This window comes from Streptomyces sp. NPDC001770 (genome assembly GCF_053596135.1).
In genome coordinates this window covers 15,172-40,221 of the sequence record NZ_JBSFFN010000053.1, presented here as the reverse complement: position 1 = coordinate 40,221, position 25,050 = coordinate 15,172, and the positions used below count along the sequence as shown (strand labels likewise).

Sequence of the window (25,050 nt, the reverse complement as noted above, 5' to 3'; positions counted from 1 at the left end):
CAACCACACCCGAAAGGATGAATACCTCGGCCTCGAAGCCCCACGCCTCATCCCTGCCGACGGATTCGGCCACCAGCACCCGTTTGTCACAACTGCTCCGCCGTCGTTACGGGGTACGCGCGTCAGCGCACGTCGCCCATGAGGGACTTCACCTTGCCGCGGTACATGAAGATCGCGGCACCCGCGAGCACCGCGAGCGCGGCCTGCAGGGTGACGATCCCGGTGCCGTTGAGGTCCACTCCGGCGATGGAGAGCAGGCTGGTGGTGCAGTCGCCCGCGGTCACCGCGAGGAACCAGACGCCCATCATCTGGCTGGCGTACTTGGCCGGAGCCATCTTCGTGGTGACCGAGAGGCCGACCGGGGAGAGCGTCAGCTCACCGACGGTCTGCACGAAGTAGATCGCGACCAGCCACATCGCGGCGGCCTGGTGGCCGTCGGTGGCGATGGTCAGCGGCGCCAGGAAGAGGAAGAACGACGCGCCGACCAGCACCAGGCCGGAGCTGAACTTCACGATCGTGCTCGGCTCCTTGCCGCGACGGTTCAGCGCCATCCAGAAGGCGGCGAAGACCGGGGCCAGGGCCATGATCAGAATGGGGTTGACCGACTGGTACCAGGAGACCGGGAACTCCCAGCCGAACACCGAGTTCTTCGCCGAGTCCTCGGCGAAGATGGCCATCGTCGAGCCGCCCTGGTCGTAGATCATCCAGAAGAGCGCGGCGGCGACGAAGAACCAGATGTAGCCGGAGACCTTGCGCTGCTCGGTGCTGTTCAGCTCCTTGTCGCGCTTGATGCGCGCCAGGACCATCACCGGGATGACCAGACCGGCCACCGTGATCGGGACCAGCAGCCAGTTCAGCGTGTAGACGCCGGTGGCGACCGTGATGATGTAGAAGACGGCGGCGATGCCCAGCCAGATCATCGACTTGCGCAGCGTGGAGGCGCGCTCGGCGGTCGAGAGGGGCTTCGGGGTCTCGAAGCTGCGCGCGTCCAGGTGGCGGCTGCCGAGCATGAACTGGAGGACACCCAGCCCCATGCCGACGGCGGCCAGGGCGAAGCCGAGGTGCCAGTTGACGTTCTCGCCGACCGTACCGATCACCAGCGGGGCGACGAAGCCACCGAGGTTGATGCCCATGTAGAAGATCGTGAAGCCACCGTCGCGGCGCGGGTCGTCCGGACCGTCGTAGAGGTGGCCGACCATCGTCGAGATGTTGGACTTCAGCAGGCCCGAACCGATGGCCACGAGACCGAGGCCGGCGAAGAACGTGCCCTCGGAAGGCAGGGCCAGTACGAGGTGACCGACCATGATCACCGCACCGGAGATGGCCACCGTCTTGCGCGGACCCCAGACCCGGTCGCCGAACCAGCCGCCGGGCATGGCGAGCAGGTAGACGAGCGACAGGTAGACCGAGTAGATCGCCGTCGCCGTGGCCGGGTTCATGTGGAGCCCGTTGGGAGCGATCAGGTACAGGGGGAGCAGGGCCCTCATGCCGTAGTAGGAGAAACGCTCCCACATCTCGGTCATGAAGAGCGTGGCCAGGCCGCGGGGGTGGCCGAAGAAGGTCGCCCCGCCGGTCTGGCCGGCGGTTTCCTTCGTCAGGCTGGACGCCATGGTCGATCCTTGCTGAATGGGGACGAACCGCCGTGGAAGCGGGGTACGTCCGGTGGGGGGTGGCCGGCACCGACGCGCTCAGGGCCCTGCCCCTCGCCTGAAAGGGGATTCGCTCCGCCTTCCGGCCTCCGGGAAAGAGGTACGGAGACGGGGGACCGACCGCATCGGGATCCACACCCGGCGCGCATCTTCGCGCTCCGGGCCCGGCCCACAGGTCATTCACTCGTTACAAGACTGGCGGGAACCAGCCCGCACATGAAAGGGACCTTCGGCGCGAAACGCTGCCCAAAGGTCCCCATTAGTGCAACAGGCGTCGCAACACCATACGACACGACCTTGCGCCATATGGAAGGGTATGAGACATCGATCACAGGCGAGACTGGAACCGTAGTCGATCATTCGAAGGTCTTCAGGGGGATGGGGCCCTGAGTCGAAGGCGTTTCAGCGCGCCTCACTCCGGGCCTCCCTCGCGGACTACCATCACCCCATGACCCGTGTACTGCTCGCCGAGGACGACGCATCCATCTCGGAGCCACTGGCCCGCGCCCTGCGTCGGGAGGGCTACGAGGTCGAGGTCCGCCAGGACGGCCCCACCGCGCTCGACGCCGGACTCCAGGGCGGCGTGGACCTGGTCGTCCTCGACCTGGGACTGCCCGGCATGGACGGCCTCGAAGTGGCCCGGCGGCTGCGCGCCGACGGCCACGCCGTGCCCATCCTGGTGCTGACCGCCCGCGCCGACGAGGTCGACACGGTGGTCGGCCTCGACGCCGGCGCCGACGACTACGTCACCAAGCCCTTCCGCCTCGCGGAGCTCCTCGCCCGTGTCCGCGCCCTGCTGCGGCGCGGCGCCGCCGAGCCCGCTCCGCAGCCCGCCACCCACGGCGTACGGATCGACGTCGAGTCGCACCGCGCCTGGATGGGCGACGAGGAGCTCCAGCTCACCGCGAAGGAGTTCGACCTCCTGCGGGTGCTGGTCCGGGACGCCGGCCGGGTCGTCACCCGCGACCAGCTGATGCGCGAGGTCTGGGACACCACCTGGTGGTCGTCGACGAAGACCCTGGACATGCACATCTCCTGGCTCCGCAAGAAGCTCGGCGACGACGCGGCGAACCCCCGCTACATCGCCACTGTCCGCGGCGTCGGCTTCCGTTTCGAGAAGAGCTGAAGAGCGGAGAGCTGACGGGCCGAGAGAACTGACGGGCAGAAGCACCTCATGCGCCGCCGACTGATCAACTCCACGCTCTCCGTGGTGCTCGTGGTGATCGCCGTCTTCGGCATCTCCCTGGTCCTCGTGGAGACCCGCACCATCAGTAACAGCGCCCAGGAGAGCGTGGACTCCGAGGCGCTGCGCCTGATCAGCGTCGTGGAGAGCCGGCTGCTCGGCGAGGAGCGGATCACCGCCGCCGTCCTCGACGAACAGGTCGTCGGCGACCGGTACGCCCGCGTCGAACTCCCCGGCCGCGCCCCGATCGAGGTCGGCACGCGCCCCGGCGGCAACGCCATCACCTCCGTCGTGAAGGGCGAGGAGGGCGAGCGGGTCACCGTCGAGGAGTCCCGATCCGCCGTCACCCGCGAGGTCGGCCGCACCCTGCTGATCATCGGTGCGGTGGCACTCCTCGCGATCATCTCGGCCGTCCTCCTCGCCGTACGCCAGGCCAACCGCCTCACCTCCCCGCTCACCGACCTCGCGGAGACCGCCGAACGCCTCGGCTCCGGCGACCCGCGCCCCCGCCACAAGCGGTACGGGGTGCCCGAGCTGGACCGGGTCGCCGACGTCCTCGACGCCTCCGCCGAGCGGATCGCCCGGATGCTGACGGCCGAGCGGCGGCTCGCGGCCGACGCCTCCCACCAGCTGCGCACCCCGCTCACCGCGCTCTCCATGCGTATCGAGGAAATCTCCGTCACCGACGACCCGGACACGGTGAAGGAGGAGGCGAACATCGCCCTCACCCAGGTCGAGCGCCTCACCGACGTCGTGCAGCGGCTGCTGACCAACGCCCGGGACCCGCGCACCGGCTCCGCCGTCGTCTTCGACCTGGACGAGGTCATCAAGCAGCAGATCGAGGAGTGGCGCCCCGCCTACCGCGGCGAGGGCCGCGCCGTCGTCCGCTCCGGCCGGCACGGCCTGCGGGCGGTCGGCACCCCCGGCGCCGTCGCCCAGGTGCTCGCCGCCCTGATCGAGAACGCGCTGATGCACGGCGGCGGCACGGTCGCCCTGCGCACCCGCGTCACCGGCAACCAGGTCGTCGTGGAGGTCACCGACGAGGGCGCGGGCGTCCCCGCCGACCTGGGGGCACGGATCTTCGAACGCTCCATCAGCGGGCGCAACTCCACCGGCATCGGTCTCGCGGTCGCCCGCGACCTCGCGGAGGCCGACGGCGGCCGGCTGGAACTCCTCCAGCAGCAGCCGCCCGTCTTCGCCCTCTTCCTCGGCAGCATCGCCCGTACCCCCGAGGAACAGGAACGCCCGGTCCGCTGAGCACGGGACCGGGCGGGCCGGGCGTCGCGGTACGGCGTGCGGTCAGTTCCGTACGGTGTCCGGCGCTACCGGCTCCGAGGGCTGCCGCCGCCCGGGAAACTGCTCCGCGACGACCACGGCCTCCTTCTCGGGGAGCGCCTTGAACACCCAGGTCCGGTACGACCAGAAGCGGAAGAGCGTGGCGATCCCGATGCCCACGACCTTGGCGACGTTGCTCTGCACCGGGGTGTCCCAGCCGAAGCCGTACGTCGCCGCGTACAGGACGCCCGTCTCGATCACCGCGCCCACCGCGCTGAACAGCAGGAACAGCGCCAGCTCACGGGTCCGGCCGGTCTTGTCGCGGTCCCGGTAGGTCCAGTACCTGAACCCCACGTAGTTGAAGAGGATGGCCACGCAGGTGGCCATCAGCCCGGCCCGCACGGTCGGAATGTCCGTGGTGCGCCAGATCAGGTTGGAGACCGCGATGTTGACCACCAGCCCGAGCGCGCCGACCACGCCGAACTTGGCGACCTCCCGGGCCAGCCGATCAAGCCGGGTCCGCAGTGCGCCCCGTTCGCTCATGGTGATCGTTCAGCCCCGTCCGGTCGGTTTCGTCAACGCGCTCATGCTAACCAGCCCGGCCGTGTGATGCCCGGGGCCTCGGGTCACCTGTCCAGCGACGACGGGTCCACGCCCCCGGGGGACCCTTTCGGACCAGAGTCAAGGGGCACCTGGACGGCGGATACCCTGGGGGCGTGACGTTCCCGGTAGTCGGCATGGTCGGCGGCGGTCAGCTCGCCCGCATGACCCACGAGGCGGGCATCCCCCTCGGCCTGACATTCAAGCTGCTCAGTGACACCCCGCAGGACTCGGCCGCCCAGGTGGTGAACGAGGTCGTCGTCGGCGACTATCGCGACCTGGACACCCTCCGCGCCTTCGCGCGCGGCTGCGACGTGATCACCTTCGACCACGAGCACGTGCCCACCGAGCACCTGCGGGCCCTGGAGGCCGACGGCATCGCCGTACGCCCCGGCCCCGACGCCCTGCGGCACGCCCAGGACAAGGGCGTGATGCGGGCCCGGCTCGCCGAGCTCGGCGTGCCCTGCCCCCGCAACCGCATCGTCACCGGCCCCGCCGACGTCACCGCCTTCGCCGGCGAGGGCGACGGCTACCCGGTGATCCTCAAGACGGTCCGCGGCGGCTACGACGGCAAGGGCGTCTGGGTGGTGCGCTCCGAGGCGGACGCCGCCGAGCCCTTCCGGGCCGGAGTCCCGGTCCTCGCCGAGGAGAAGGTCGACTTCGTACGGGAGCTCGCGGCGAACATCGTCCGCTCCCCGCACGGCCAGGCCGTCGCCTACCCCGTCGTGGAGTCCCTCCAGGTCGACGGCGTCTGCGACACCGTCATCGCCCCGGCCCCCGGCCTCGACGAGAAGCTGGCCGGCGAGGCCCAGCAGCTCGCCCTGCGGATCGGCGCCGAGCTCGGAGTCGTCGGCCACCTCGCCGTCGAGCTCTTCGAGATTCGTGGCGCCGACGGGACACCCGGCGTTCTCGTCAACGAACTGGCCATGCGCCCGCACAACTCCGGCCACTGGACCCAGGACGGCGCGATCACCTCGCAGTTCGCCAACCACGTCCGCGCCGTGCTCGACCTGCCGCTCGGCGACCCGCGCCCGCGCGCACCCTGGACGGTCATGTGCAACGTCCTGGGCGGCGACTACCCCGACATGTACCAGGGCTACCTGCACTGCATGGCCCGGGACCCGCAGCTCAAGATCCACATGTACGGCAAGGACGTGAAGCCCGGCCGCAAGGTCGGTCACGTGAACACCTACGGCGACGATCTGGCGGACGTGCGGGAGCGCGCCCGGCACGCGGCCGACTACCTACGAGGGACGATCACCGAATGACAGACCCGCGCACCGCACCCGTAGTCGGCATCGTCATGGGGTCGGACTCCGACTGGCCCGTCATGGAGGCCGCGGCCCAGGCCCTGGACGAGTTCGGCATCGCGTACGAGGTGGACGTCGTCTCCGCCCACCGGATGCCCCGCGAGATGATCGCGTACGGCGAGCAGGCGGCCGGCCGCGGCCTGAAGGCGATCGTCGCGGGCGCGGGCGGCGCCGCCCACCTGCCCGGCATGCTGGCCTCGGTCACCCCGCTGCCCGTCATCGGCGTCCCCGTACCGCTGAAGTACCTGGACGGCATGGACAGCCTGCTCTCCATCGTCCAGATGCCCGCCGGGATCCCCGTCGCCACCGTCTCCGTCGGCGGCGCCCGCAACGCCGGGCTCCTCGCCGCCCGCATCCTCGCCACCGCCGACGAGGAGCTCCGCGAGCGGATGACCACCTTCCTCGGCGAGCTGAACGAACAGGCCACCGAGAAGGGCCGGCGGCTGCGGGCCAAGGTCGAGGGCTCCGGCTCCTTCGGCTTCGGGAAGTAGGCAGGGCAGCCCCATGGACCACGCGAACCACACGAACCAGACGAACCACGCGGACCACCTGCGACGGGCCCGGGATCTGCTCGCCGTCCACCCCGTCGTCGACGGCCACAACGACCTCCCGTGGGCCCTGCGCGAACAGACCGGCTACGACCTGAACGCCCGCGACATCGCCCAGGACCAGACCGGCCTCCTCCACACCGACCTGCCCCGGCTCCGCGCCGGTGGCGTCGGCGCGCAGTTCTGGTCGGTGTACGTGCGCTCCGACCTCACCGGCGACGAAGCCGTCAGCGCCACCCTCGAACAGATCGACATCGTCGGCGAGATGCAGACGCGCTACCCCGCGCACCTGCGCCGGGCGCTGACCGCCGACGACATGGAGGCGGCCCGCACCGAGGGCCGTATCGCCTCCCTGATGGGGGCCGAGGGCGGCCACTCCATCAACAACTCGCTGGCCACCCTCCGCGCCCTGCACACCCTCGGCGTCCGGTACATGACGCTGACGCACAACGACAACCTCGACTGGGCGGACTCCGCGACCGACGTCGCCCGCCTCGGCGGACTCTCCGAGTTCGGCCGCGAGGTCGTCCGCGAGATGAACCGTTGCGGCATGCTCGTGGACCTCTCGCACGTGTCGCCCGGCACCATGCGCGACGCCATCGCCACCAGCGAGGCGCCCGTCGTCTTCTCGCACTCCTCGGCCCGCGCCGTCTGCGACCACCCGCGCAACGTCCCCGACGACGTGCTGCTCTCGCTGCGCGACAACGGCGGGGTCGCGATGGCCACCTTCGTACCCAAGTTCGTCCTGCCGGCCGCCGTCGAGTGGACGCTCGCCGCCGACCGGAACATGCGCGAGCACGGGCTGCACCACCTCGACACGTCCCCGCAGGCCATGCGCATCCACGAGGACTTCGAGGAGGCCAACCCGCGCCCGGTCGCCACCGTCGCCACCGTCGCGGACCACCTCGACCACATGCGCGAGGTCGCCGGCGTCGACCACGTCGGCATCGGCGGCGACTACGACGGCACGGCGTTCCTCCCCGAGGGGCTGGAGGACGTCTCCGGCTACCCGAACCTCGTCGCGGAGCTGCTGCGCCGCAACTGGTCCGAGGCCGACCTCGCCAAGCTCACCTGGCGCAACGCGGTCCGTGTGCTGCGCGACGCGGAGGCGGTCGCCCGCGACCTCCAGTTCCGCCGGAGCCCGTCCCACGCCACCATCGAGGAGCTGGACGGCAAGGCCCGGGCCTGACGGGCCCGCACCGCCCCCGCCTGCGCCGAGAGGCCGCCCCGGATCCCCCGGGTGCGGCCTCTCGCCGTACGTACGGCCCCGGGGTCCGGGGTGGGGTTGATCAGGCGGTGGGGCGGCCCATCGCCCGGTACGTCCATCCGGCCGCCCGCCAGACCGCGCTGTCCAGGGCGTTGCGGCCGTCCAGCAGTATGCGGTGCGCGGCGACCTCGCCCAGTGCCACCGGGTCCAGCTCGCGGAACTCCCGCCACTCCGTCAGGTGCAGCACCACGTCCGCGCCGCGCACGGCGTCCAGCGCGGTGTCCGCGTACCCGAGGGTCGGGAAGAGGCGGCGGGCATTCTCCATGCCCTTCGGGTCGAACACGGTGACCTGCCCGCCCTGGAGGTGGATCTGCCCGGCCACGTTGAGCGCGGGGGAGTCGCGTACGTCGTCCGAGTCGGGCTTGAAGGTCGCGCCCAGCACCGCCACCCGGGTGCCCAGGAACGAGCTGCCGCCGACCGCCTCCCGGGCCAGCTCCACCATGTGGCCCCGGCGGCGCATGTTGATCGAGTCCACCTCGCGCAGGAAGGTCAGCGCCTGGTCGGCCCCCAGCTCACCGGCGCGCGCCATGAACGCCCGGATGTCCTTGGGCAGGCACCCGCCGCCGAAGCCGATGCCGGCCCGCAGGAACTTCGAGCCGATCCGCTCGTCGTACCCGATCGCCTCCGCCAGCTTCACCACGTCGCCGTCGGCCGCCTCGCAGACCTCGGCCATCGCGTTGATGAACGAGATCTTCGTGGCGAGGAAGGAGTTCGCGGAGGTCTTCACCAGTTCGGCGGTGGGGAAGTCGGTGACGACGAAGGGGGAGCCCTCCGCGACCGGACCGGCGTACACCTCGCGGAGCAGCTTCTCGGCCCGCTCGCTCTCCACGCCGACGACGATCCGGTCCGGGTGCAGGGTGTCCTTCACGGCGAAGCCCTCGCGCAGGAACTCCGGGTTCCAGGCCAGCTCCGCGTCCGCGCCCGCCGGTGCGAGCTCTGCCAGCAGCTTCGCCAGCCGGCCCGCCGAACCGACCGGGACGGTGGACTTGCCGACCACCAGCGCCGGGCGGGTCAGGTGCGGGGCCAGCGAGGCGAAGGCGCTGTCCACGTAGCTCATGTCGCAGGCGTACTCGCCGTGCTTCTGCGGGGTGTTCACGCAGACGAAGTGCACGTCGCCGAAGGCACCCACCTCCTCCCAGGAGGTGGTGAACCGCAGCCGCCCGGTGGAGCCCTCGATCCCCGCCACGTGCTTCTGGAGGATCTCCTCGAGACCGGGCTCGTACATCGGGACCCGGCCCGCCTGGAGCAGCTCGATCTTCTCGGGCACCACGTCGAGCCCGAGCACTTCGAAGCCCAGCTCCGCCATGGCCGCGGCATGGGTGGCGCCGAGGTAGCCGGTGCCGATCACAGTGATCCTGAGGGCCATGGGTGCTCCTGGATGAAACGGACGGACGTGCCTCGCCGAGCATAGTCGGGGCGGCCCGCCCGGTATTTTCGCCCCTTGTGCGCGGTATGTGCCGCTTCTCCGTCGCCCTCTCCGTCGTCCGGGCCCGGTCGCGACCGGGCCGCCACTCGCTGTCGTCAAGCTCACGCCTCCGACGCGTAGGCCTTCGCGCGGGGACCGGACTAAAATTGGGTTACTGAACGGTAGTTAGCATCCTTGGGGAGTGAGCGTCTTGGCGGGTTCGACCGATTTCGACCTTTACCGTCCGGCCGAGGAGCACGACATGCTCCGCGAGACGATCCGGTCGCTCGCCGAGGCGAAGATCGCCCCGTTCGCGGCGGCGGTGGACGAGGAGGGCCGCTTCCCGCAGGAGGCGCTGGACGCCCTGGTCGCCGCCGACCTGCACGCGGTCCACGTACCGGAGGAGTACGGCGGCGCCGGTGCCGACGCGCTCGCCACCGTCATCGTGATCGAGGAGGTGGCCCGCGCCTGCGCGTCCTCCTCCCTGATCCCCGCCGTCAACAAGCTCGGCTCCCTGCCGGTGATCCTCTCCGGCTCCGAGGCGCTGAAGAAGAAGTACCTGGGCCCGCTCGCCAAGGGCGACGCGATGTTCTCGTACGCCCTCTCCGAGCCTGACGCGGGCTCCGACGCGGCCGGCATGAAGACCAAGGCCGTGCGCGACGGCGACTTCTGGATCCTCAACGGCGTGAAGCGCTGGATCACCAACGCGGGCGTCTCCGAGTACTACACGGTGATGGCCGTCACCGACCCGGCGAAGCGCTCCAAGGGCATCTCCGCGTTCGTCGTGGAGAAGTCCGACGAGGGCGTCTCCTTCGGCGCCCCGGAGAAGAAGCTCGGCATCAAGGGCTCCCCGACCCGCGAGATCTACTTCGACAACGTCCGCATCCCCGCCGACCGCATGATCGGCGAGGAGGGCACCGGCTTCGCCACCGCGATGAAGACCCTGGACCACACCCGCATCACCATCGCGGCCCAGGCGCTCGGCATCGCCCAGGGCGCCCTGGACTACGCCAAGGGGTACGTCCAGGAGCGCAAGCAGTTCGGCAAGCCCATCGCCGACTTCCAGGGCGTCCAGTTCATGCTCGCCGACATGGCGATGAAGCTGGAGGCCGCCCGCCAGCTCACCTACAGCGCCGCCGCCAAGTCCCAGCGCGTCGACAGCGACCTCACCTTCTTCGGCGCCGCCGCCAAGTGCTTCGCCTCCGACGTCGCCATGGAGGTCACCACCGACGCCGTCCAGCTCCTCGGCGGCTACGGCTACACCCGGGACTACCCGGTCGAGCGCATGATGCGCGATGCCAAGATCACCCAGATCTACGAGGGTACGAACCAGGTCCAGCGCATCGTGATGGCGCGCAACCTGCCTTGACCGCCAGGAGTACCCGTACGGCCCCGACGCGCCCCCCGCGTCGGGGCCGTACACATGTCCGCCGGGAGGCGCCGGGGCGCGCCGGGACGCGCCGGGGTGTCAGGGCTTCCTCCCCGCTCCCGGCCCTTCCCCTCCGGGGATCCGCTGCCGTCCGCTTCTGACGTGACCCGTCCTCATATGCCCAACTCGTCGAAACTTTCGGCCTGTTGGTGCGTTGTATCGGATCGTGCAAGAGTCATTGACACCCAGGAAACGCCCCGTTTACCGTCACCGCCGAAGCGTGCAAGGGGATCACTTCGTCCGAGGGGAAGCAGTCCATGGCTCGAAAAGTTTCGAAGGCCGGTCTGGCCGTGACGGTGGCGCTCGCGGCCACCGTGGCCACCGGTGTCGCCGTGGGAGCCGCCGGGGCCGCGGACGCGGGGAGTCGCCCGGCCGCGAACGGCGGGAGCGGGCGGAGCGCCACCGCGCACGCGCGGCAGGCGGGGACGCACTGGGTGAACACCTGGACGTCCATGCCGCAGCTGACCGAGCCGAACAACATGCCGCCCGCCCCGTTCAACCAGGACGGCAAGGTCCTCGACGACGCCACCCTGCGGCAGACCGTCCACGTGTCGGTCGGCGGGAAGCAGGTGCGGCTGCGGTTCTCCAACGCGTTCGGCGGCGCCGCGCTGCCGCTCACCTCGGTGTCCGTGGCTCTGCCCGCCGGGGGCCGGGCCGGAGCGAGCGCGATCCGGCCCGCGACCTCCCGGAAGGTGACGTTCGGCGGCAGCGCCTCGGCGGTCGTCCCGGTGGGCTCGCAGGCCGTCTCCGATCCGCTGGACTTCGACGTGGCGCCCGGGACGAACCTCACGGTGACCGTGTACCTGGCGGACGGGCAGGCGTCGAACAGCATCACCTCGCACCCCGGCTCGCGGACCACCTCGTACATGCTGGCGGGCGACCATGTGCGGGACGAGGACCTGGCCGGTGCCGCCTCGGCCGCCCACTGGTACTTCCTCAGCGGCGTCGAGGTCTGGTCCCCGGAGACCACCGCCGCCGCCGTCATCGTGGGCGACTCGCTCACCGACGGCCGGGGCTCCACCACCGACGCCAACAACCGCTGGCCGGACCAGCTGCTCGACCGGCTGCGCTCACGCCCGGACACGGCGGGTACCGCGATCCTCAACCAGGCGGCCGGCGGCAACCGCGTGCTCAACGACGGCCTCGGCCCCAACGCCCTCTCCCGGGTGGACCGCGACGTGCTGGCGCAGAGCGGCGTCGAGTGGGCCCTCGTCTTCGAGGGCGTCAACGACATCGGTACGGCCGAAGCCACCGAGGCCGCCCAGCGGAAGACGGCGGACGACCTCATCGCCGCCTACGACCAGATCATCGTCCGGGCCCACACCCAGGGCATCCGGGTCTACGGGGCGACCCTGACGCCCTTCGGCGGCAACGCCGACTACGACGACCCGAACGGGTTCCGCGAGCGGGCCCGGCAGAAGGTCAACGCCTGGATCCGCACCAGTGGCCGGTTCGACAGCGTGGTCGATTTCGACCGCGCTGTCCGCGACCCGAAGAACCCGCGCCAGATCCTGTCCGCGTACGGCGACCCCGACCACCTGCACCTGAACCCGGCGGGCTACGGGGCGCTCGCCGCCGCCGTCCCGGCCGGGCTCTTCCACCAGGAGCCGCTGCCCAGGGGCTTCGGCTTCGACTGACCCCGCCCCGGCTGAGTCCGCCTCGACCGGCCCGCTCCGACCGACGCGCTCCGGCCGTCACGAGCGGGCCCGGCGAACGCACCGGAGCCGGGACCCCGGCCGGGTCCCGGCTCCGCATGGCCACCGGTCAGTTGCCCTGCACCGTGACCTTCTCGTCGTTCTTCAGCTCCTCCACGAGCTGCTTGACCTTCGCCTTGTCCCAGATGAGGTTGCCCCCGCTGGTGCTCCGCCCGGAGAGCGGGATGTTCATCGACGTACCGTCGCCCCCGGTCACGCCCTTCATGGCGAAGAACATCCGGGCCAGCGACCAGAGCGACATGTCCTTGTCCACGACAAGTGTGTCGAGACCCGCACCCAGCACCGGGTACAGCTTGAACGGGTTGATCAGCGTCGACGGGGTCGCCGTCTGGCTCGCGAGGGCCGCGAGGAACTTCTGCTGGTTCTTCGTACGGTCCAGGTCGCTGCCCGCGAAGGCGTAGCGGGTACGGACGAAGGCCAGGGACTGCTCGCCGTTCAGCGTCTGCTTGCCCGCCTGGAAGTCGGCGCCGGAGTTCTTGTCCTTGAAGGCCTTCGGGATGTCGAGCTCGACCCCGCCGATCGCGTCCACGATGCTGGCGAAGCCGCCGAAGCCGATCTCGACGTAGTGGTCGATGTGCAGCCCGGTGTTGTACTCGACGGTCCGTACCAGCAGCTCCGGGCCGTCCTCCGCGTAGGCGGCGTTCAGCTTCACCGTCCGGCCGGTGCCCTCGTACCTCTTGCCCGACTCGGAGCCCACGAACGAGGGGATCTCCACGTTCGAGTCGCGGGGCAGCGAGACCAGCGTCGGCCCGTTCGACCCGTTGTGCAGGATCATCATCGAGTCGGTGCGCTTGCCCTCGGCGGAGCCGGTGTGCAGCTTCTTCTTGTCCTCCGCCGACATGCCCTGACGGCTGTCGGAGCCGACGATCAGGTAGTTCGTGCCGTCGCCCGTGTCCGGGCGGTCGATGACCTTGGAGAGGTCGACCTCGCGCTTCAGCTTGGAATCCGCCCAGAAGTACGTCGAGACGGAGACCGCCAGCACGACGACCACCAGCGCCAGCGCGCCGAGCTTGATCCGGCGCCGCCAGTCCGGCGCGGGCCGGCCCTGGACGTAACCGCCGTCACCGCCGCGGCCGCCGCCCGGCCCCTGCCCCGGCCCGTGGCCCTGGCCGTGCCCGGCGCCCTGGGGCGATCCGTAGACCTGGCCGGTGTTGTAGCCGCTGTCGTACCCGGGCCCGGCGGCCTGACCGCCCTGGCCGTACGGGTCGCCCTGGCCGTACGGGTCGCTCCGGGGAGCCTCCGGGGCGCCGTACCCCTGACGCCCCTGCCCCTGGTACCCCGGACCCTGCGGCGGCACCTGAGGGGCGCGGGGCGGGGTGCGTCGCTGGACACGGGGCATGGAGCGCGCACCCTCGGGCTCGGGGGAGGCGCTGCCCCGGCCGTAGCGGTCGCTGTCGTCGGTCCATCCGGGCCTGTCACTCATGCGGACCAGTCTGCCGTCCCCGGGCACGTGGATCACAGGGTGTGAGAAGAAACGGTTCATGGCTGTTGCGAAGCTGATGCAAATTCGGTCACGCATCGGCCGCATACAGTGGACGGTATGACAAAACTGGCCAATCGCTCCCAGGGCGAAAGCAGCCCCGAGGACGGAAGCCGTTCCCGGACCCGCACGGACGGCGGTGACGGCCGCGACGGCGCCGGTGACCTCCCCGGCAAGCCCACCGAGGCGTCCCGCACCACCCTCAGCCACATCATGACCGGCAGCGACACCAACCTCCTGGGCACGGTGCACGGCGGCGTGATCATGAAGCTGGTGGACGACGCGGCCGGGGCCGTGGCCGGCCGCCACTCGGGCGGGCCCGCCGTGACGGCCTCGATGGACGAGATGGTCTTCCTGGAGCCGGTCCGGGTCGGCGACCTCGTGCACGTACGCGCCCAGGTGAACTGGACCGGCCGCTCCTCGATGGAGGTCGGGGTACGGGTGATGGCCGAGCGGTGGAACGAGTCGACCCCCGCCCAGCAGGTCGGCAGCGCCTACCTCGTCTTCGCCGCCGTCGACGCGGACGGCCGCCCCCGGCCCGTACCGCCGGTGATCCCCAGCACCGAGCGCGACAAGCGGCGCCACCAGGAGGCCCAGATCCGCCGCACGCACCGTCTCGCCCGGCGCCGCGCGATCAAGGAGCTGCGCGAGCAGCGCGCCGCGGACGGCATCGACGAGAGCTGACCCCGGCCGCGGAAGAGCCCTCCGCGGCGCGGCTCAGGGGCAGACGACCTCGTCGCCGGTGACGGCGTGGAACGTGCCCCTGGGTACGGTCTCCGCCCGCACCGGCACCACCGCCGTCCAGTCCGCGCCGACCGTCACCCGCAGCGTGGCGCCCTGGCCGGGCGCCGCCCGCAGCTCGCTGCCGGGCAACGCCGTGGCCAGCGACTTCGCCGAGCGGTCCCAGCGCGGGTCGTAGGTGATCAGGGTGCGCGCGAGGTCGCGGACCGTGCCGTTGAGGGGCGCCATGGTGGTGTTGAAGCCGGTGGCGCGCAGGGCGGCGTCCAGCTCCTTGCCGAGACCGGCCCGCGGCGTGCCGTTGTAGACCTGGACCCGGATCTGCTGGGGCGCCACGTCCACCACCGTCGCCTTCGACTCCGCCGGAGCGGCGGACGGCTTCGCCGCGGTGAGCGGCTTGTCCTCGCGAAGGGTCCGGAACAGCGCGTCCGCCCGCGCGGTGTCCCACTTCACGGTCGACCCGATCCCCTTGACCGGGAAGCTCGGGTCGCCCACCGGGACGGAGGCGAACTCCGACGAGGCGGCGGTGAACCCGCGCATCGCCGAGCCCAGCTCCAGCATCTGCTCGGTGCCGAACCCCTCGTCCGCCCGTACCGACCCCAGCATCGCCGAGACGACCTGCTGGAACTTCACGGGGTTCAGCAGCACCCCCTTGCTGGTCGCCCGCTCGATCACCGCCGCGACGAACTTCTGCTGCCGCTCCATCCGCCCCAGGTCGGCCGCCCCGTCGATGTGCCGGGAGCGGACGTACTGGAGGGCCTGGCCGCCGTCGAGTTCGTGGGTGCCCGCCGGGAGGTCCAGGCCGGTGTACGCGTCCTTCAGCGGCCGCACCGTGCAGATCTCCACGCCGCCCAGCGCGTCCACCGTCTTCATGAAGCTGGTGAAGTCCGCCTCCAGGTAGTGGTCGATCTTGACCCCCGTCAGCTGCTCCACGGTGCGCACGGTCAGGTTCGGGCCGCCCTCGGCGTAGGCCGCGTTCAGCTTCACGGGGTGCGCGGCGTGCTGCTTGCCGGTCGTCCTGTCCGTGTGCGCGGGGATCATGGCGTAGCTGTCGCGCGGCAGGCTCACCACGCTCGCCCGCCGCCGGTCCCGGGAGAGGTGCACCAGCATGAGGGTGTCGGTGCAGTGGCAGGGGGCGCCGCCGAGCCGGTACTTCCTCTTCTCCGCCGCGGTGATGCTGTCGCGGCCGTCGGTGCCGACGAGCAGCAGGTTCGTCCCGCGGCTCCCGGACGGCCGGTTCTTCATGTCCCGGAAGGGGTCCACCCGGTCGATGCCGGTCTCCAGCCCGGTGACCAGCGCGTGGCCGATGCCGCCGGCGCCGAGTACCAGTACCGACAGCCCCGTCGCCAGCCGCATCCCCCAGCGGGGCCGCTCGTCCTGCCGCCGCGATCTCAGCGGCCTCCCGGACGGCGCCGGACCGCGCCGCGGCGGGGTGCGCCGGGGGTGCGGTGGACGGGGCGGCCGGGGCGGCGTGGTCACGAGGGGGAAACCTCCTGGGCGTGGGCAGACCGTCCGTACGGTAAGTCCATACGATCTCCTCTCCGGGCTGCGACCCGGCGGGACGCGCCGTTGTCCCCCGTAAGCGGTAACGTGGCCGCGCGCACCACCTGTCGATCAACCGCCGTCTCCCGTGGTGCGACCCGGAGCCCGGCGCCCCCGAGGACCCCCCGAGGACCACATGTCTGCCGCGCAGTACCCCGCCGTCTCAGTGATCATGCCGGTGCTCGACGAGGAGCGGCACCTGAGGAACTCGGTCCGGCACATCCTGGAACAGGAGTACGCCGGTGAGATGGAGGTGGTGATCGCGCTCGGCCCGTCCAAGGACCGCACCGACGAGATCGCCGCCGAACTGGTGCGCGAGGATTCCCGCGTCCACACCGTCCCCAACCCCACGGGCCGCACCCCCGCCGCCCTCAACGCCGCCATCGCGGCGTCCCGCCACCCGATCGTGGTGCGGGTCGACGGGCACGGCATGCTCTCCCCCGACTACATCGCCACCGCCGTCCGCCTCCTGGAGGAGACCGGCGCGCAGAACGTCGGCGGCATCATGCACGCCGAGGGCGAGAACGCCTGGGAGGACGCCGTCGCCGCGGCGATGACCTCGAAGATCGGCGTCGGCAACGCCGCGTTCCACACCGGCGGCCAGGCGGGCCCCGCCGAGACCGTGTACCTCGGCGTCTTCCGCCGCGAGGCGCTGGAGAGGGCCGAGGGATACAACGTCGAGTTCATCCGGGCCCAGGACTGGGAGCTGAACTTCCGCATCCGCGAGGCCGGCGGCCTGATCTGGTTCTCGCCCGAGCTGAAGGTCCAGTACCGCCCCCGCCCCTCGGTGCGGGCGCTCGCCAAGCAGTACAAGGACTACGGCCGCTGGCGGCACGTCGTCGCCCGCTACCACGCCGGCTCGATCAACCTGCGCTACCTCGCCCCGCCGACGGCCGTCTGCGCCATCGCGGCGGGCATCGTCGTCGGCGCCGCGGTCACCCCCTGGGCCTTCCTGGTCCCCGCCGCGTACGCCGCCGCCATCACCGCCGGATCGCTGCCCGCCGGCAAGGGGCTGTCGCTGAAGGCCCGCGCGCAGATCCCGGTCGCCCTCGCCACCATGCACATGTCCTGGGGGTACGGCTTCCTCACCAGCCCGCGCTCGCTGGCCCGGCGCGTCATCGCCGGCCGACGCCCCTCGCTGAGCGAGCAGACCGCCTGACGCCCGCCCGGGTCGCCCGCACGAGTGAGGGGCTCCACCGTGACGGTGGAGCCCCTCACTCATGTGCGTACCCCGGCGTCTACCAGGTGTAGTTCGGGTTCACGTGCATGCAGGCCTCCTCGTCGTCCCCGTTGAGGGCCTTCGCCGAATCGGGGGTCTTGTCGTTCGCCGCGGCGGGGTAGCTGCCCCCGTCACGCCAGTCGGCGCCGACCGCCAGCGAGATCCCGGAGACGTCGGTGGACTTCTTCACCAGCGACACCGGGATGCCGAGGGCCTTGGCGACCGCCTGGGCGTCGCCCTCCAGGTCCGCGCTCGGGTAGAGGACGCTGGTCCGCGCGGATCCGGTGATGTCCGAGGAGTCGAGGGTGGCCCGGACGAAGCCGGCGTCCTTGAGCTGGTCCCGTACGTCACCGGCGCGCCCGCGAGCCGGGCTCTGGGAGTCGGTGGCGGTCGCGTTGCGTACCACCACGGCGATCTCGTCGACCGGCGCCGACGGGTCCGCGGGCGTGGGCGAGGCCGTCGCCGTGGGCTTGGACGCCTTGCCGTCGAGCGCGACGTCGTCCCGCACCATCCGGAACAACTGTTCGGCGTCACCCGGCTTCGGAAGGACCCGGCCGTCGAGCGCCCCCGTGCCGTAGACGTTCGGCATGGTGGTCATCGTGATCCGCTTGGACGGGACCTTCTTGAGCTCCCCGGCCAGGTCGTACAGCCCCTTGGGGTCGAGGGCCTTGTCGACGGTGAGCGCGTTGCTCGCGGCCTCGGCGAGGTCCATCAGCTTCCCGGGGTCGGTCAGCTTGGTGCCCTTGCGGAGCTCGCGGACCATCGAGTTCAGGTACTGGTGCTGCGCCTCTTCCCGGCCCAGGTCGGTGTTGTCCTCGAAGCCGTAGCGGGTGCGCAGCCACTGGAGTGCCTGCTTGCCCTTGATGGAGGTGGTGCCCTCCGTCAGCTTGAGGCCGGAGCCCGAACCGTCGCTGTTGTGCGAGTAGACGTTGGCGTCGACGCAGACGGGCACACCGCCGACGGCGTCGGCCATCGACACCACACCGGCGAAGTCGATCATCATGAAGTGGTCGATGGTGATGCCGGTCAGCTCGTACCAGGCGGCGACCGTGCAGCCCGGACCGCCGCGCCCCAGGCTCGTGTTGGTCATGACCAGGGACGTGGACGCCTCGTAGACCTTGCCGGTCTTCGGGTCCGTGCACTTGGGCATCTTCAGCATGGTGTCGCGCGGCATGCTGACCACCGAGATGTTGCTGCGGTCCGCCGAGACGTGCAGCAGCATCTGCACGTCGGCGAGGGGCGTGGAGTTGAAGGTCTCCTTCGCGCCGCCCAGCTTCTGGTTGGCCGCGCTGTCGCGGGCGTCGGAGCCGATGATCAGGATGTTCAGCGGAGTCTGACCGGCCGCGTTGGCCTTGTGCTCGGTCATCTTCTTGTCGCCGAGGGTCAGATCCTCCTTCTTTATGTTGTGGTTCAGGTGCTCGTAGTACGCGTAACCGGCCGCACCGGTGGCGAGTATCAGCAGGGAGAGCACCGAGGCGCTCCACCGCAGGACGCGGCGCCTGCCCTTCTTCGGCGCCTGCCGGGACGGGCCGTCGGCGCCGCGGCCGGCCTTGTGGCCCTTCCGCGGGCCCGGGACGTCGCCTCCGCCCGTACCGGGTCCGGGTTCCCCGCCTTCCCCCGTACCGCCCCCCGCCGCTTCCCCGTCGGCGTAGAGACTGTCGTCCCAGCCGAGTTGATCGGCCTGCTGGACGCGTGGCCGCGTCCCCTCCCCGGGCGTACTGTTCCGTCCCAACGGGACCCCCCTGCTGCTCAGACTCTCGCGGTGGCGCGGCGAACGGGTTTCACTCGCTGCACACCGCCTTGTCGGCGCTAGCCCTCTGGATGTCGGTGGGCGCCGTGGCGGGTGCGTCGATGGCGACCCCGGCCCCCTTGAAGTCGGCACCGAGCGTCAGCGTCATCGCTTCCAGCCCCTCGGCGTCCGTGGTGCCCTGCTTCAGCGCCGAGGCGGGCAGCCCCATCATGTCGGCGAGCGCCCGGGCCTGGTCGGCCTGGTTGGGCGCGTACTCGAGCGTCGTCTTCGCGATCTTCTCCGGCGCGTTGGCCTTGTTGGTGGACTTCAGTACGCCCTTTTCGAGCTGGAGCCAGCTGACGGTGGCGCCGGCGGCACCGGAGATCTTCCCGCCGTTGTACACGTCCACCCGTACGTCGGCCGCCTTCGCCCGGGTCCCGTCCAGCAGGGCGGCCTGCGCGCTCTTCGCCTTCGCGGCGGCGGCCTTCTGCTGCGCCGCCACATCGGTGAGGGAGACGTCCTGGCGCATCGTCTCGAAGAGCTGCTCGGCCTTGGTCGGATGCACGACGACCGTGACCGGCGTCGGCTCGGCCGGGTTGTCTATGACCGGCACCGTGGTGAAGGTGATGTTCTTCGCCGGGACCTTGGAGAGCTCCTTGGCGAGGGTGGTCAGCTTCGCCACCGAACCGATGCCCGAGTCGACCGTCAGCGCCTTGGTCGCCGCGTTGGCGAGCTTGAAGAGCTTCGTGGGGCTCGTCAGGGTGTCGTCGGACTTCATCTGACGGATCATCGAGCCGAGGAACTGCTGCTGGACCTTGATCCGGTCCAGGTCGCTCTCGTTGCCGAAGCTGTGCCGGGTCCGCAGCAGGGCCAGGGCCTGCTCGCCCTCCACCTTCGACTCGCCCTTCGGCAGCTTGAGGTGGGACTTGGGGTCGTCGATCGGTTTGGCCATGCAGACGGTGACGCCGCCGACCGCCGTGGAGAGCTCCTTGACCGCGTTGAAGTCCACCATCATGAAGTGGTCGACCGACAGGCCGGTGAGCTCCTTCACCGTGCGCATGGTGCAGCCGGGGTCGCGGCCCTCCTGGCCGAGGCTGATGTTGAAGCGGTCGTTCGGCGTCCCGGGGATGACCTCGGTGGTGCCGTCCTCCTGCTTCGTCTCGCAGTCGGGGATGTCCATGACCAGGTCGCGCGGGATGCTGAGCGCGGTCGCGTTGGTCCGGTCCGCCGAGACGTGGAAGAGGATGTTCGTGTCGGCGTGGCCGGCGCTCCCGGCGTCGCCGTAGCCCTCGTTGCCCTTGCCGGTGCGCTTGTCGGTGCCGATGATCAGGATGTTCATCGGGCCGGAGCTGGTGACGTTCTTGTTGCCGGCGGAGCCCACGTCGACGGTGCCTATGTTGCCGTTGAAGTGCCGGTACAGGGCGTACGCGCCGCCCGAGCCGGCGACGACGAGGAACGCCGTCACGCCGCCGGTCCACACCAGCCACTTCTTCTTGCCGCTCTTCTTCGCCCTGCGGGTGCGGCGCCCCGCCGGGGCCTCGGCCTCCGCCGCGCGCTTGGGCCCGCCCGCCCGGCGGCTGCGCTGGCCGGGAACCCGGTCGTCCCCACGCGGTGGACCGTCCTCACCCGGTTCGGGGGAGGGGGCCCGGCGACGGCCGCCCGGACGGGTTTCTCCGGCATCCGATTCGTTTCGGCCGCGCGGAATGCGGGGTGCTTCGTCCACTCGCGGAGAATGCTCTTCGGAGTGGTTCAGTCGCAGTTCGTAATTACCGGTCTGCGGGTTCAGGACCCACTGGTCCGCGGGGTCGATATCGTCCGCCCGTCCACGGCTTTGCGCATCCACGGTTGCCTGGGTCCTCCGTCGGTGCCACGCGAGGCGCCTTCCCCGAAAAGGCGCTCCGAATCTGCGTTCCAGAAGTGCGCGGCCGGAAGGCCGGACGCACCGGATCGCGTCACACTATCCGCCCGTTCCGGAGTGCAGCGACGAGCGTGACACATTCCACGGCCCCTACAACCGGGCATTCCGCTCATTCCGCGCCGATTGTGCGGTTCCGCTTGGGAATTGCTTTACCGCTTACACAGGTCATCCGCAGCATTCGTGCCCGAGTAGGTGGGGTTCGGTGTCACCTTGGCCGCACCGGACGCGGTGCCGGGCGCCGCTTCCGCCCTTTCTGCCGAGGTCGGGCCGTTACCCGAATTCTTGGCCGGTACGACCGTGACCGGAGCGTCCTCGCGCAGCTGCTTGAAAAGCCGGTCTGCATCCGGTTGCACCAATTCGTCCCGATTCGCGTTCTCCCGGTAGGGCCGGCGCGGGACGGTCAGGAACTGCACTTTGTCCGTGGGCACGTTCCGCATTCCGCGGACCAGTCCGTAGAGATCGCGCAACGAGTCCAGTCCGGCGTCCGTCGTCAGCGACTTCGTGGCCGCGTCGAGAACGGGGTAGAGCCGGGCCGGGTTGAGCAGGACGCCATTGCTCTGCACCTTGTTCACCAGGGCGGCGAGGAATTGCTGCTGCCGGTCCATCCGCTCGGTGTCGCTCCCGTTGCCGAGCGACTTGCGCGCGCGTACGTAGCCGAGCGCCTGCTCGCCGCCGAGCGTGTGCCGTCCGGCGGGGAGCTTCAGATGCGCCGCCGGGTCGTCGATGGGCTCCCGGAGGCACACCTGGACGCCGTCCACCGCGTCGACCATGTCCTTGAACCCGCTGAAGTCGACCACCATGTGGTGGTCGACGCGGATCTTCGTCATCAGCTCCACGGTCCGCACCGTGCAGGCCGTACCGCCGATCTCGAACGCCCAGTTGAACTGGGCGGTCTGCGCGCCGGTCGCCCTGCCGCCGGAGCCGTGGCAGCTGGGGATCTCCACCATCAGGTCCCGGGGCACGGACACCGCGGTGGCGCTCTCCCGGTCCGCCGCGAGATGCAGCAGGATCACCGTGTCCGAGCGCTGCGCCCCGCCGTTGTCCCGGCCGTACTTCCGGTTGTCCCCGGCCCGGCTGTCCGAGCCGATGAGCAGGATGTTCTGGGCGTCCGTCACCAGGGCGGTGGGACGCTCCCGCTCGTACGCCCGCAGCTCGGCCTCGGCGCCGGTGTCCGTACGGATGTTGTCGTCCAGCTTCCGGTACAGCCACCAGCCGACGCCCGCCGCGACCAGGAGAACGAGCGAGGCACCCAATGCGGTCCAGCGCACCCAGTGCCGTTTGTGGCCCTGTGGACGCACGGCCTCGGGGCGGGCCGCCCAGGTCCACGTCCCGAGGCCGTCACGCGAGCCGTCGTCCGGGCCGCCGCCGTCGGGGCCGTCGGGGTTGCCGGAGCCGCCGGAGCCGGAATCGGGGTCGGGGTCGGCCGGCGTGCCAGCGCTGTCGGTCACGTCTGCGTCCATCCTCGGGTGGTCGGTACCGCCGATGATGTACCCGAGTCACCGCCCAGCCCCGGGGGACCGGGCCCGCGAGGGGCCGGACGAGTGACCCTCGCAGCGCTTTTCATACCGGCCCGCACGGACGGCCCGCCGGACCGCGCGGACCCCGGGCCCGGCCGGCCGGACCGCGCGGTGGGGTAAGACCGCCCGGCCGGTCAGACCGCGCGGTGGGTGACCCGCTCGCTCTCCATCCGCTTCGCCAGCCCGTCCTCGTCCAGCTGTCCGGGATGACGGCAGAGCACCACCGAACCACCCGACGCCAGCGGCGCCCAGAGCCCGGCGGCGAGCCCCTCCCAGCTGTCGTAGGAACGCCCCGACAGCAGCCGCGAACCGGGCGCGAGCCCCAGCCCGGCGGCCTCCTCGCGGGCGCGGGCGACCAGCTGCGCGCCCGTCAGCTCCGTGCCGTCCACGACGAGCGCGGGGGCGTCCGGGTCCACCGGCTGGAAGGGGGCGAACCGGTCGCCCTGGCCCGGCACCTCGACCGCGTAGTCGGCGAAGCCCTCGGGCGCGACGGGGAAGCGTCCGCCCAGCGGGCGCAGCGCCAGGGCGATGCGCTCGCCCCGGCAGGCGCGGGCCCGCTCCACGGTGTCCGGGCCGGTCACCACGAGGTCGGCCGCCGCCGGGTCGCCGCCCACCTCGGCGACCACGCCGACCGAGGCGCAGGCGAGCAGCCAGACGGCCGACTGCCAGTGCGCGGGGAGCAGCAGGGCGAGCCGGTCGCCCGGTTCGGCGGCCAGGTCGCCCTGGAGCAGATTGGCGGTCTTGGCCACCCAATTGGCGAAGGTGGCGACCGAAAGTTCGACGCGCTCGCCGGTGGCGTCGTCGTAGAAGGTGACCAGGGGGCGGGCCGGGTCCGCGAGGAGCGCGGATCGCAGCAGGTCGGCGGGGGTGCGGTCGCTGGCGTTCATCCGCGCAAGCGTACGCGGCGGCGGCGCCGGGCGGCCGGGGAACGGGTAGGCGAGGCCACCGTTCGGCAGACGGGCCGTCAGGGCGATCGGGGGGTCTGCCGAGTGGCCGGGCGTATCAGCCTATTTGAGGATCAATGACATGCGTACTCTCCACGCCGCAACGATCGGCGTCACCTGTGCGGCCGCACTCACCCTCTCGCTCGCCGCGTCCACCCCCGCGCTGCCCGTGGCGCCGGCCTCGGCGGCCCCGACCGCCGACCCTCCCGGCTCGACGCAGTCCCTGCCGCTGGTGCCGCTCACCGAGAACCGGGCCGCGGGGGAGGCGCCCGCCGTCGTGCCGCAGGGCCTCACTCCCAAGGAGGTCAAGCCCTTCTCCCTCCTCGGCGTCGTCTGGGACGACGCGGCGGCCGAGCTGCCCGGCACGGTCGAGGTCCGGACCCGCGCCACCTCCACCGCCCGCTGGTCCGGCTGGCAGTCCGTCGAGACGCACAACGACGAGCACGCGGCGGAACCAGGCACCCCCGAGGCCGACGCGGCCTCCGTGCGCGGCGCCACCGCCCCGCTCTGGGTCGGTGCCTCGGACGCGGTGGAGGTACGGGTCCGGCCCGCCGTCACCGACCTGTTCGGCCGCGCCGCGGAGCCGGCGGCCCTCCCGAAGGGGCTGCGCCTCGAACTCGTCGACCCCGGCGCGGACCCGGCCCCCGCCCCCGCGAGCACGGTTCCGGGCGCGCAGACGACGACGGCCGAGGCCGACAAGACGGGTGCGGAGGCGGTCCCGCCCGACACGGACACCGCCGACGTCGCCGTGCTGCCCGCGCTCAGCCGGGCCCAGACGATCGCCGACGCACAGGCCCGCGGGCTGGGGCTTCCGGCGGCACCCGAGGATCAGAGCGACGAGGACGGCGGCCGGAGCGACCAGGGCGGCGGGACCGGCCGGGCGGCGGGTCCGCCCCGGGCCGGGTCGGCGGTCGCCGCGGCGAAGCCGTACATCGGCCCCCGCCCGGGCATCATCACCCGCAAGGGCTGGGGCGCGGACGAGAGCCTGCGCGAGCGGCAGTTCGCGTACACCACGACGGTGAAGGCGGCCTTCGTCCACCACAGCGCCACCGGGAACAACTACACCTGCTCCCAGTCGGCCTCCATCCTGCGCGGCATCTACCGCTACCACGTCAAGAGCAACGGCTGGCGGGACATCGGCTACAACTTCGCCGTCGACAAGTGCGGGAACATCTACGAGGGCCGGGCCGGCGGTGTCACCAGGGCGGTCCTCGGCGCGCACACGCTCGGCTTCAACACCAACACGATGGGCATCGCGGTCCTCGGCAGTTTCGCCAGCACCAACCCGCCCACCGCGGCGGTGAATGCCGTCGCCAAGCTCACCGCCTGGAAGCTGGGGCTCTTCGGCATCAACCCGAAGGGCACCGTCACCCTCGTCTCCGGTGGCGGCAACAGGTACAAGAAGGGCAGTTCGGTCAAAATGAACGCCATTTCGGGGCACCGCGACGGATTCGCAACCGAATGCCCCGGAGCACGTCTCTACAAGAAGCTCGGCACGACCCGCACCACGTCGGCCCGCCTCCAGGGGCGCTGACCGGGGGCGGGCCGGCGGGTCTGCATACACTGGCCAGCCGAACGAGGC

General features: G+C 71.2%; 19 protein-coding genes. 10 read left to right on the top strand and 9 right to left on the bottom strand.

Annotation, left to right across the window (positions count from 1 at the left end):
* Positions 1 to 122: 122 nt before the first annotated feature.
* Complete coding sequence (locus ACWCSV_RS31690; RefSeq protein ID WP_451148169.1) at positions 123 to 1,610, bottom strand: oligopeptide:H+ symporter; 1,488 nt, start codon at positions 1,608 to 1,610, stop codon at positions 123 to 125.
* A gap of 487 nt (positions 1,611 to 2,097) precedes the next feature.
* Between ACWCSV_RS31690 and ACWCSV_RS31685 the strand changes: the two genes are divergently transcribed.
* Both ACWCSV_RS31685 and ACWCSV_RS31680 read left to right on the top strand, forming a co-directional pair.
* Positions 2,098 to 2,775, top strand: coding sequence for a response regulator transcription factor (locus ACWCSV_RS31685; protein ID WP_327176135.1), 678 nt, complete (start codon positions 2,098 to 2,100; stop codon positions 2,773 to 2,775).
* Positions 2,776 to 2,823: 48 nt separating this feature from the next.
* Positions 2,824 to 4,089, top strand: a complete 1,266-nt coding sequence (locus tag ACWCSV_RS31680; protein WP_451148167.1) for an ATP-binding protein — start codon at positions 2,824 to 2,826, stop codon at positions 4,087 to 4,089.
* A 42-nt stretch (positions 4,090 to 4,131) separates the two neighbouring features.
* Here ACWCSV_RS31680 and ACWCSV_RS31675 read toward each other — a convergent pair whose 3' ends face one another.
* Positions 4,132 to 4,650, bottom strand: a complete 519-nt coding sequence (locus tag ACWCSV_RS31675; RefSeq protein ID WP_451148165.1) for a GtrA family protein — start codon at positions 4,648 to 4,650, stop codon at positions 4,132 to 4,134.
* A 194-nt stretch (positions 4,651 to 4,844) separates the two neighbouring features.
* On the opposite strand from ACWCSV_RS31675, the gene ACWCSV_RS31670 reads away from it, so the two are divergent.
* Genes ACWCSV_RS31670 through ACWCSV_RS31660 form a run of 3 tightly spaced genes read left to right on the top strand, consistent with a single transcriptional unit; the run spans position 4,845 to position 7,754 of the window.
* Positions 4,845 to 5,975 carry a 5-(carboxyamino)imidazole ribonucleotide synthase gene (locus ACWCSV_RS31670; protein WP_451148173.1) on the top strand — a complete coding sequence of 377 codons (1,131 nt, stop codon included), beginning with the start codon at positions 4,845 to 4,847 and terminating at the stop codon, positions 5,973 to 5,975.
* Positions 5,972 to 6,508: a 5-(carboxyamino)imidazole ribonucleotide mutase gene (gene purE, locus ACWCSV_RS31665; RefSeq protein WP_327176131.1), complete on the top strand. Its 537-nt coding sequence runs from the start codon at positions 5,972 to 5,974 to the stop codon at positions 6,506 to 6,508. Before ACWCSV_RS31670 ends, purE begins: the two co-directional genes overlap by 4 nt.
* 13 nt (positions 6,509 to 6,521) lie before the next feature.
* Entirely contained in the window at positions 6,522 to 7,754 is a 1,233-nt protein-coding gene (locus ACWCSV_RS31660) for a dipeptidase (RefSeq protein WP_451148163.1), read from the top strand.
* Positions 7,755 to 7,854: 100 nt separating this feature from the next.
* On the opposite strand, the gene ACWCSV_RS31655 is transcribed toward ACWCSV_RS31660, so the two are convergent.
* Positions 7,855 to 9,198, bottom strand: a complete 1,344-nt coding sequence (locus ACWCSV_RS31655; protein WP_451148161.1) for a UDP-glucose dehydrogenase family protein — start codon at positions 9,196 to 9,198, stop codon at positions 7,855 to 7,857.
* Between the two features lie 250 nt (positions 9,199 to 9,448).
* On the opposite strand from ACWCSV_RS31655, the gene ACWCSV_RS31650 reads away from it, so the two are divergent.
* Together ACWCSV_RS31650 and ACWCSV_RS31645 are read left to right on the top strand one after the other, a co-directional pair.
* On the top strand, positions 9,449 to 10,606 hold the full coding sequence (locus ACWCSV_RS31650) for an acyl-CoA dehydrogenase family protein (RefSeq protein ID WP_451148171.1): 1,158 nt from the start codon (positions 9,449 to 9,451) through the stop codon (positions 10,604 to 10,606).
* 317 nt (positions 10,607 to 10,923) lie between these two features.
* The gene (locus ACWCSV_RS31645) at positions 10,924 to 12,303 is read left to right on the top strand and encodes an SGNH/GDSL hydrolase family protein (RefSeq protein ID WP_451148159.1); all 1,380 of its coding nucleotides are present in this window, start codon (positions 10,924 to 10,926) and stop codon (positions 12,301 to 12,303) included.
* 127 nt (positions 12,304 to 12,430) lie between these two features.
* On the opposite strand, the gene ACWCSV_RS31640 is transcribed toward ACWCSV_RS31645, so the two are convergent.
* Positions 12,431 to 13,804, bottom strand: a complete 1,374-nt coding sequence (locus ACWCSV_RS31640; RefSeq protein WP_451148157.1) for an LCP family protein — start codon at positions 13,802 to 13,804, stop codon at positions 12,431 to 12,433.
* A 117-nt stretch (positions 13,805 to 13,921) separates the two neighbouring features.
* Between ACWCSV_RS31640 and ACWCSV_RS31635 the strand changes: the two genes are divergently transcribed.
* The gene (locus ACWCSV_RS31635) at positions 13,922 to 14,545 is read left to right on the top strand and encodes an acyl-CoA thioesterase (RefSeq protein ID WP_451148155.1); all 624 of its coding nucleotides are present in this window, start codon (positions 13,922 to 13,924) and stop codon (positions 14,543 to 14,545) included.
* Between the two features lie 33 nt (positions 14,546 to 14,578).
* Here the strand turns inward: ACWCSV_RS31635 and ACWCSV_RS31630 are convergent, their stop codons facing one another.
* A complete protein-coding gene (locus ACWCSV_RS31630) occupies positions 14,579 to 16,078 on the bottom strand; it encodes an LCP family protein (RefSeq protein ID WP_451148153.1) in 1,500 nt (499 codons plus the stop codon).
* A gap of 199 nt (positions 16,079 to 16,277) precedes the next feature.
* On the opposite strand from ACWCSV_RS31630, the gene ACWCSV_RS31625 reads away from it, so the two are divergent.
* Entirely contained in the window at positions 16,278 to 17,300 is a 1,023-nt protein-coding gene (locus tag ACWCSV_RS31625; protein WP_450779020.1) for a glycosyltransferase family 2 protein, read from the top strand.
* A gap of 79 nt (positions 17,301 to 17,379) precedes the next feature.
* On the opposite strand, the gene ACWCSV_RS31620 is transcribed toward ACWCSV_RS31625, so the two are convergent.
* The 4 genes from ACWCSV_RS31620 to ACWCSV_RS31605 form a co-directional block, all read right to left on the bottom strand.
* Positions 17,380 to 19,092, bottom strand: a complete 1,713-nt coding sequence (locus ACWCSV_RS31620; protein ID WP_451148151.1) for an LCP family protein — start codon at positions 19,090 to 19,092, stop codon at positions 17,380 to 17,382.
* A 49-nt stretch (positions 19,093 to 19,141) separates the two neighbouring features.
* Positions 19,142 to 20,932 carry an LCP family glycopolymer transferase gene (locus tag ACWCSV_RS31615; protein WP_451148149.1) on the bottom strand — a complete coding sequence of 597 codons (1,791 nt, stop codon included), beginning with the start codon at positions 20,930 to 20,932 and terminating at the stop codon, positions 19,142 to 19,144.
* Between the two features lie 224 nt (positions 20,933 to 21,156).
* Positions 21,157 to 22,467 carry an LCP family protein gene (locus ACWCSV_RS31610; RefSeq protein ID WP_451148147.1) on the bottom strand — a complete coding sequence of 437 codons (1,311 nt, stop codon included), beginning with the start codon at positions 22,465 to 22,467 and terminating at the stop codon, positions 21,157 to 21,159.
* 191 nt (positions 22,468 to 22,658) lie between these two features.
* Entirely contained in the window at positions 22,659 to 23,411 is a 753-nt protein-coding gene (locus ACWCSV_RS31605; RefSeq protein WP_451148145.1) for a TIGR03089 family protein, read from the bottom strand.
* Positions 23,412 to 23,550: 139 nt separating this feature from the next.
* Here ACWCSV_RS31605 and ACWCSV_RS31600 point away from each other — a divergent pair, with 139 nt between their 5' ends.
* Positions 23,551 to 25,002: an N-acetylmuramoyl-L-alanine amidase gene (locus ACWCSV_RS31600; RefSeq protein WP_451148143.1), complete on the top strand. Its 1,452-nt coding sequence runs from the start codon at positions 23,551 to 23,553 to the stop codon at positions 25,000 to 25,002.
* The last annotated feature ends 48 nt before the right edge of the window (positions 25,003 to 25,050 follow it).

Excerpts from the sequence above, each read along its gene's own strand:
- ACWCSV_RS31670 (WP_451148173.1), top strand. The coding sequence starts at position 4,845 with ATGGTCGGCGGCGGTCAGCTCGCCCGCATGACCCACGAGGCGGGCATC.
- ACWCSV_RS31600 (WP_451148143.1), top strand. The coding sequence starts at position 23,551 with ATGCGTACTCTCCACGCCGCAACGATCGGCGTCACCTGTGCGGCCGCA.
- purE (WP_327176131.1), top strand. The coding sequence starts at position 5,972 with ATGACAGACCCGCGCACCGCACCCGTAGTCGGCATCGTCATGGGGTCG.
- ACWCSV_RS31640 (WP_451148157.1), bottom strand. The coding sequence starts at position 13,804 with ATGAGTGACAGGCCCGGATGGACCGACGACAGCGACCGCTACGGCCGG.
- ACWCSV_RS31660 (WP_451148163.1), top strand. The coding sequence starts at position 6,522 with ATGGACCACGCGAACCACACGAACCAGACGAACCACGCGGACCACCTG.
- ACWCSV_RS31605 (WP_451148145.1), bottom strand. The coding sequence starts at position 23,411 with ATGAACGCCAGCGACCGCACCCCCGCCGACCTGCTGCGATCCGCGCTC.
- ACWCSV_RS31635 (WP_451148155.1), top strand. The coding sequence starts at position 13,922 with ATGACAAAACTGGCCAATCGCTCCCAGGGCGAAAGCAGCCCCGAGGAC.
- ACWCSV_RS31690 (WP_451148169.1), bottom strand. The coding sequence starts at position 1,610 with ATGGCGTCCAGCCTGACGAAGGAAACCGCCGGCCAGACCGGCGGGGCG.
- ACWCSV_RS31680 (WP_451148167.1), top strand. The coding sequence starts at position 2,824 with ATGCGCCGCCGACTGATCAACTCCACGCTCTCCGTGGTGCTCGTGGTG.
- ACWCSV_RS31675 (WP_451148165.1), bottom strand. The coding sequence starts at position 4,650 with ATGAGCGAACGGGGCGCACTGCGGACCCGGCTTGATCGGCTGGCCCGG.
- ACWCSV_RS31610 (WP_451148147.1), bottom strand. The coding sequence starts at position 22,467 with ATGGACGCAGACGTGACCGACAGCGCTGGCACGCCGGCCGACCCCGAC.
- ACWCSV_RS31655 (WP_451148161.1), bottom strand. The coding sequence starts at position 9,198 with ATGGCCCTCAGGATCACTGTGATCGGCACCGGCTACCTCGGCGCCACC.
- ACWCSV_RS31645 (WP_451148159.1), top strand. The coding sequence starts at position 10,924 with ATGGCTCGAAAAGTTTCGAAGGCCGGTCTGGCCGTGACGGTGGCGCTC.
- ACWCSV_RS31685 (WP_327176135.1), top strand. The coding sequence starts at position 2,098 with ATGACCCGTGTACTGCTCGCCGAGGACGACGCATCCATCTCGGAGCCA.
- ACWCSV_RS31625 (WP_450779020.1), top strand. The coding sequence starts at position 16,278 with ATGTCTGCCGCGCAGTACCCCGCCGTCTCAGTGATCATGCCGGTGCTC.